This is a genomic window from Lentihominibacter sp. (assembly GCF_046951855.1).
Classification (GTDB): Bacteria; Bacillota; Clostridia; order Peptostreptococcales; family Anaerovoracaceae; genus Lentihominibacter; species Lentihominibacter hominis.
In genome coordinates, this window is record NZ_JBKTXS010000003.1 from 103,700 (window position 1) to 111,165 (window position 7,466).

Consider the following 7,466-nt stretch of genomic DNA (forward strand, 5'->3'; position numbering starts at 1 on the left):
GTAATGGACGGAAATATCATTTACGAAGCCTAAAACATTTATCAATAATTACCGAAATCAAAGTTATCATCCATCAATGCAATCATATTAATTTATTCAAATCTGATTACAAGGAGAAAAGAAATGTCAAATAATGAAATAAACAACAACATCGAAAACTCCGGCGGTAATCTCGACAAATTCCATTACAAACAGGAATTAAACAGAGTAATGAAACTGCCTTCAGTAGTTTTCTTCGGTATAGCCTACATGGCTCCAATCACAATCTTTTCCACTTACGGACTTGTCTGTGGCATGACTCACGGAATGCTGGCGCTTACATACACTGTCGCCACTTTGGCAATGATGTTCACAGCCCTCAGTTACAGGCACATGGTAAGAGCATTCCCTATCGCCGGATCTGTTTATACATATACCCAGAGAAGTATAAACCCACATATAGGATTCATGGCAGGCTGGGGAATACTGCTGGACTACATCCTTCTTCCTATGTTCAACTATGTAACACTCAGTCTTTATATGAACATACTCATTCCTCAGATCCCTACGACAGCATGGATAGCGGTATTCATCGTTATAGTAACAGTCGTAAATCTTTTCGGAATGAACTTTACGAAGATATTCAACAACACGCTTATCATTATACAGCTGGTTTTCGTTGTAGCGGTTGTCATCTTCTCCCTCAAATATATATTCGGAGGCGGAGGTCTTGGTACTATACTGGACCCATCGGCATTCTTCAATGCTGAGGAATTCGCAAAACCTGAAGTTGGCTGGGCTACCATTTTCAGCGGCGCATCTATTCTGTGCATGTCATTCCTCGGTTTTGATTCCGTAACTACTATAGCAGAAGAAACTGTAGAACCTGAAAAAACCATAGGACGCGCTCTTCTTATAACATGCTTTGCTGCAGGCGGTTCCTTCATCGTAATGTCATACATTATGCAGTCTGCATGGCCTGAAGCTTGGTTCTCATTCGAAAACCCTGACTCCGGCGCATATGAATATATGTTCCATGTTCTCGGTAATGTAGTAGCTCTCATATTCTGTGCCATGATGGTAATCGGAGCCACAGCATCTGCCGTAGCCTCTCAGGCATCAGCTGTAAGAATCCTCTTCGGAATGGGAAGAGACGGACTGCTGCCTAAAAAAATATTCGGTTACGTAAACAAAAAAACTAAAATACCTTCAATCAACGTAATCATCGTTGCTGTAATATCATTATCAGCAATGATTCTGGATCTGTCTGCCGCAGCATCACTGGTAAACTTCGGAGCTCTTTTGGGCTTTGTAATGGTTAACCTCTCTGTAATAGCTCATTATTTTATAAAAGGTAAAAGACGAAAAGGCGCTGATATAATCAAGTTCCTCATCTGCCCTATAATAGGCGCTGTGATATGTGCTGTTTTATGGATCAACTTAGACAGCCTGTCAAAGACTCTGGGAATCCTGTGGTTAGTCCTTGGATTCATCGCACTTGCTATTTCCACAAAATTCTTCAGGTCACTGCCTCCTGACATGAACCTGAGTGAATAATTACACCGACTTTATATATAACATATGGATGATACATACTTTTTAAATTTTAGTTCACAAGAAAACAGCTTCCCGAATATCGAGAAGCTGTTTTCATTGTTTTATTATTTTATATTCTTATGGAAATACTTCCAAACAGCTTTCGCTGCACTTGTATTCATTCCTTCTACCTCTTCCAACTCTCTGACTTCTGCGGCCCTTATGGCATCTACGCTCTTGAAATGTTCTAAAAGAGCTGATTTTCTCGAAGGTCCTATCCCTTTTATATCATCAAGAACTGAACGCGAAGCACTTTTGCTTCTGAGATTTCTGTGATATTCTATGGCAAATCTGTGAACCTCTTCCTGCATACGCCCTATATATTTAAAAAGCATAGGTTTTCCCTTAAGTGATATCTCTTGATACTCCCCATTCCCGCTTTTTCTGTAAACAAGACCTCTCGTTCTGTGTTTATCGTCTTTGACCATTCCCACAACAGGAATATCAAATCCTGTCTGATCTATTACTTCAAGAGCTGTCGAAACATGGCCTTTGCCTCCGTCCATAAATATTATATCAGGGAGAACTTCAAATGCCGCATCTCCTCGGAAAACTCTGGCAAAACGCCTGGATAAAACTTCTTTCATGGATCTGTAATCATCCTGTCCTTCAACACTTCTTATCCTGAATTTTCTATAACTGCTTTTATCTGCCTTTAATCCATTAAATACAACCATGGCACCTACTGTATCAACTCCATTTGTATTAGAGATATCATAAGATTCAGCTCTGAACTCTCTTCCATCATACTCCCCCGAAACCTTACCCATTTCACTGAGAATATAAAAGATATCTGCTCCCAAACTCCGTTTACGCTCTCTGGCATTAGCCGCTCGATCATCTATGGTCTTTACCATCTCTATTACATCTTTAAAAGCCATATCAACAAGAGCCTTCTTTTCTCCCTTCTGAGGTTTTATCAGTTTCACACTATGACCTGCCAGCTCCGACAGATACTGTTCAAGAAGATCCCTGTCATTAGGCATCTGAGTAAGAAGTATCTCTTTGGGGAAATTAGCAAGTCTGCTGTAATGCTGATTTAAAAATGCCGATACCAGCTCTTTGCTGTTTTCTTCCTGTGAGGCTTCCATTTCGTAAGATTCCCTTCCGACAAGTTTTCCATCCCGCACAAAGAAAAGAACCATATGAGTTTCCTCTGTACCTCTTGCCGGTATTACTATATCTATATCTTTGCTGTGCTGCATCACTACACGCTGAGTTGCTGACAGTGCTTTCGCAGCTTCAATATAATCTCTGTATACCGCTGCCTGTTCATAATCAAGCTGCTCGGCGGCCTCCTCCATAAGGCCTTTAAGCCGCATCAGTATTTTCTTGTTTTTACCGTTAAGAAAATCTTTCGCTCCTTCAACACTCTCCGCATATTTTGTTTTATCTACTCCTCCACTGCAGATCCCTCTGCACTGATTTATATGATAATTCAGGCACGGTCTGAATCCGACCGGAAAAGATGTTGCCGAACAACGTTTAAGAGCAAAACTGCTATTCAGCAGATCTACTATTTTATTGACTGCTCCCGCATCACTGTAAGGTCCGAAATATTTTCCACCGTCTTTTTTAACGATTCTGGTCTTTATCACCCTTGGGTAATCTTCATTCGTTATCTTGATATATGGATATGTTTTATCATCCCTAAGAAGAATATTATATTTAGGTCTGTGCTTCTTTATAAGATTGCACTCTAAAATCAGAGCTTCCATTTCACTGCCTACTGTAATATACTCAAACTCTGCAATCTGGCTAACCATGCTCCTCACTTTTGGCTGCATATTTTTAGCAGATTGAAAGTATTGTCTGACTCTGTTTTTTAAAGAGACTGCCTTTCCCACATAAATAATATTTCCCAGCTTATCCTTATGCATATACACTCCCGGACAATCCGGAAGATTTTTAAGATTTTCCTGTATATCAAACATATCAAATCAATTCCCGAAAGGGTTCTTCTCTTTCTGCCATTCCTTTCTTCTCATATGTCTTTCTCTTTCGGCCTTCCTTCGTTTCTTCTTTTTTCTTCTGTATCTGACCATCATAATTCTTATGATCATGAGAATTATGAGGAAAATTACGACTCCTATTATAAACGTCAAAATGTTCTCATCCGCAATACCTATATATGAAAGTATGCCTCCTTTTTCTATCCCTTCCATCGCGACAAGTTTTGCAAAGGATACAGGATCGCCATCTTCATTATAGGCTATAAGATATCCCAAAGACTGTCCCTTCTCTACAGGCGCCTTAAGAATACCGTCATTCTTTACAGTCTCGACAGTAATTCCACCGCCCTTATGATCCTTATTAAGCGTTATATCAAGATCTTCCGATAAACCTACCGCAACATGGCTTTTCTCTCCTTGCCACACTCTCAGCTCATCGAGATTCTCTTTGCCCTTAGCTGCCACATATGTGTAATATTTTGAAAAGCCATAGTCCCATAAAGCCATCACATCAGCAAACCGCTGCTCCTTCGAAGTTGAATTGAGACTCACGGCTATGAGCTCTGTATCTCCTCTCACAGCTGAACCACAGAAACAGTTTCCTGCCGTACTTGTGTAACCTGTCTTTATTCCCGTAGCGCCTTCATACTTAAATGGGCGCTCCTTTCCATTAACCTTAACGGTTTTTTTCTCTTCATAAAGACAAAGATTTGTATTTTTCATAATTCTTTCTTTTGAAAGCTCTGTCGCCGGGATCGTATATTCCTCCGTAGCTACTATTTTACGAAAGTCTTTGTTATTCATAGCTTCTCTTGATATCATGGCGATATCATAAGCTGTAGTGACATGGGCTGCGCTGCCATAAGTATTAAGTCCGCTGGCATTTGAAAAATTCGTATCCTTTGCGCCGCATCGTGCAGCTCTTTCATTCATCTTCTGGGCGAAGTTTTCCACAGATCCGCTTATCGTTATAGCCAGTGTGTCAGCCGCATCATTGGCGGATTCAAGAAGAGTTGCATATATAAGCTGCCTTACGGTCAGGACTTCACCCTTTTTAAGCTTAATATTTGTTCCTGTCTCATCTGCATTTAACGGAACCGTTACCTTCTGATCCATATCCAGAGTTTCAAGAACTACCAGTGCAGTCACGATTTTCGTTATGCTTGCCGGGTCTCTGCGTTCATATGCATTTTTGGCATAAAGGATCTCTCCGCTTCCCGCATCTATAACTATACCTGAGGTACCGTCTATAACAGGAGCATCCTCCCAGTTTATATCTGCAGATGGAGTCAGTTTGATACCCGGCCCTTGATCTGTATTATTCTTTTCGTCAGCAAAAGAAGGCGCTCCTCCCGTCAGAATAAGCGCCATCATCAATGCATATATCGTAAATTTTATTAACCTGTCTTTACTTCTTTTCAAAGAAAAAGTCTGCGAGTTCAAATCCACTGTTAAAATACATCCCTTTCTCACCTGATTTTTCGCAGAAGCATTTGCTTTCATCATATGGTTCTTCCTTGGTACTGTCATATATTACAAACGGTACCGGTGTTGCAGAATGAGTTCTCAGCGCAAGAGGCGTCCTGTGATCAGGAACTACGAGAATCCTGAAATCCTCACCTGCTTCTCTGAAATAATCTACAATAGGTTTCAAAACTTTCGTATCGATACTGTGCATACATGCTATCTTTCCTTCCTGATCCCCTTGATGGGAGCATTCATCAGGACCTTCAATATGCATATAGACAAAATCCATTCCGTTCCTGTATTCATTAACAGCTGCCTTGGCCTTACCGTCAAAATTCGTATGAAGAGTCCCTGTTGCTCCTTCCACATCCACTGAATTAAGGCCAGCACATATAGCTATTCCCTTAATCAAATCGACTGCAGAAATAGCGGTACCTTTGATCCCATATTTATCATAAAAAGATGAAAGGCTCGGCTTTTTCCCCTGTCCCCATATCCATAGTGTATTTGCAGGATTAAGGCCTCTTTCTATTCTTGATTTATTAACAGGATGATCTTTGAGGATCTCATAACTCTTCTTCATTATATCAGTAATGAACTGTGACCCCTCTCCCTTCGGAAGATGCTCTCCCACGCGCTGGGTAAGAACATCATGAGGAGGAGTCAGTTCATAGTCTGTGGAGCCATTGTGAACTATCATGCAATGTCTGTAGCTTACACCTGTATAAAACTTTATGTTTTCGTTGGAAAAAGCTTCATTTACAGCCTTAACAAGTTCATCCGCCTCTTCCGTAGTTATATCGCCGGAACTATGATCTGTTATGATAAGATCCTCATACTCCCCTTCACCCGTAAGGGTTATGATGTTGGTTCTGAACGCCACATCTGTATCAGACATATCTATACCTATGCTGGCAGCTTCGAGCGGGGATCTGCCGGTAAGATATACGGACGGATCATATCCCATAACGGAAAGATTGGCAGCATCGCTTCCCGGAGCAACCCCCGGCGGTATGGTCTTTACCATACCTACCATTCCCTTATGCGCAAGCTCATTTATGTTTTTTATATCTGCCACTTCAAGAGGCGTTCTGTTCCCCAGAGCTTCTATATTATCATCGCCGGCACCGTCCGGAACCAATATCAGATATTTCATTATTTATTCTCCTCCTGGAATTTTTTCATGAATTCTATCAACGCATCTACGCCCTCAGCCGGCATAGCATTGTATATACTGGCACGCATACCTCCAATCGATCTGTGTCCGTTAAGATTATGCATATTGTTCTTTTTGGCTTCCGCCACAAACTTCTTATCAAGCTCTGCATCACCTGTTACAAACACTACGTTCATCAGTGATCTGTCTTCTTTGGCTACCGGGCATTTGTAAAGACTGCTGCTATCTATGAAATCATACAGTTTTGCGGCCTTCTCCACATTCCTTTTGTGCATCTGTGCCACTCCGCCCATTTCCTTAATATACTTGAACACTTCCCCTGCAATATAAATGGCGAAACAGTTGGGAGTATTATATGTAGAGTCATTATCAGCATGGATCTTATAATCGAGATATGTCGGTACTGTTTCCTTAGCAAAACCTATAAGATCTTCTCTCATAATGGCTATCGCTATCCCGGAAGGTGCGATATTTTTCTGAACACCTGCATATATGAGTCCGAATCTGCTGACATCTATTTCTTCTGAAAGTATGCATGAAGACATATCTGCCACCAGAGGTATATCTCCTGTATCCGGTATATACGGATAATGAGTCCCATATATGGTGTTGTTGTATGTAATATGGACATAATCAGCATCAGCCCTGAAATCTTCTCTTTTTACCTTAGGTATATATGAAAAAGTAGATTCTTCTGACGATGCCACGATCTTTATGTCCCCGAATTTTTCCGCCTCTTTGGCAGCCTTCTTAGCCCATGTTCCGGTCACTATATAATCGGCCTTTCCCGATTTTCTTAAAAGGTTCATGGGAACCATTGCAAACTGCAAAGTACCTCCGCCTTGGATAAACATAACCTTATAGTTATCAGGAATACTCAGAATGTCTCTGAGGTTTTTTTCTGCATCTTCCAAAATAGCTTTGAATTCAGCGGATCTGTGACTCATTTCCATTACGGATTCTCCACATCCCTTATAATTTGCCAGATTCGCAGCTGCATCTTCAATCACACTGATCGGCAGCATTGATGGTCCTGCCGAAAAGTTATATGCTCTTTCGTTACTCAATTTGGTCACCTCCACTTTATATAAATCATTATCAATTTGAGTATATTCAAAAATACCTATAATAGATTATATTATATCACTTTACTAAGCTGTAGTAAAGAACATGTATATACCCGGTCGATATAATTAATAGTCTTCTGCATTTTCATAAGAAAAGAACCGCAGCGGCAATCGCCGCAGCGGTTCTTCTCTGAAGGTAATGTTATCAACATCGGAAGAATCTATGAC

The 7,466-nt window shown here is 40.8% G+C and carries 5 protein-coding genes; 1 reads left to right on the top strand and 4 read right to left on the bottom strand.

What is annotated here, in order from left to right; genetic code table 11:
- Positions 1-123: 123 nt before the first annotated feature.
- A complete protein-coding gene (locus ACLR96_RS01735) occupies positions 124-1,536 on the top strand; it encodes an APC family permease (protein WP_177269595.1) in 1,413 nt (470 codons plus the stop codon).
- 104 nt (positions 1,537-1,640) lie between these two features.
- Here ACLR96_RS01735 and uvrC read toward each other — a convergent pair whose 3' ends face one another.
- Genes uvrC through serC form a run of 4 tightly spaced genes read right to left on the bottom strand, consistent with a single transcriptional unit; the run spans position 1,641 to position 7,238 of the window.
- Positions 1,641-3,509, bottom strand: coding sequence for an excinuclease ABC subunit UvrC (uvrC, locus tag ACLR96_RS01740; protein ID WP_177269598.1), 1,869 nt, complete (start codon positions 3,507-3,509; stop codon positions 1,641-1,643).
- Between the two features lie 6 nt (positions 3,510-3,515).
- Positions 3,516-5,033 (bottom strand): serine hydrolase, encoded by a 1,518-nt coding sequence (locus ACLR96_RS01745; RefSeq protein ID WP_177269601.1) that lies wholly within the window; start codon positions 5,031-5,033, stop codon positions 3,516-3,518.
- The gene (locus tag ACLR96_RS01750) at positions 4,936-6,150 is read right to left on the bottom strand and encodes a cofactor-independent phosphoglycerate mutase (RefSeq protein WP_177269603.1); all 1,215 of its coding nucleotides are present in this window, start codon (positions 6,148-6,150) and stop codon (positions 4,936-4,938) included. Before ACLR96_RS01750 ends, ACLR96_RS01745 begins: the two co-directional genes overlap by 98 nt.
- Positions 6,150-7,238, bottom strand: coding sequence for a 3-phosphoserine/phosphohydroxythreonine transaminase (gene serC / locus ACLR96_RS01755; RefSeq protein ID WP_177269605.1), 1,089 nt, complete (start codon positions 7,236-7,238; stop codon positions 6,150-6,152). Before serC ends, ACLR96_RS01750 begins: the two co-directional genes overlap by 1 nt.
- Positions 7,239-7,466 lie beyond the last annotated feature (228 nt).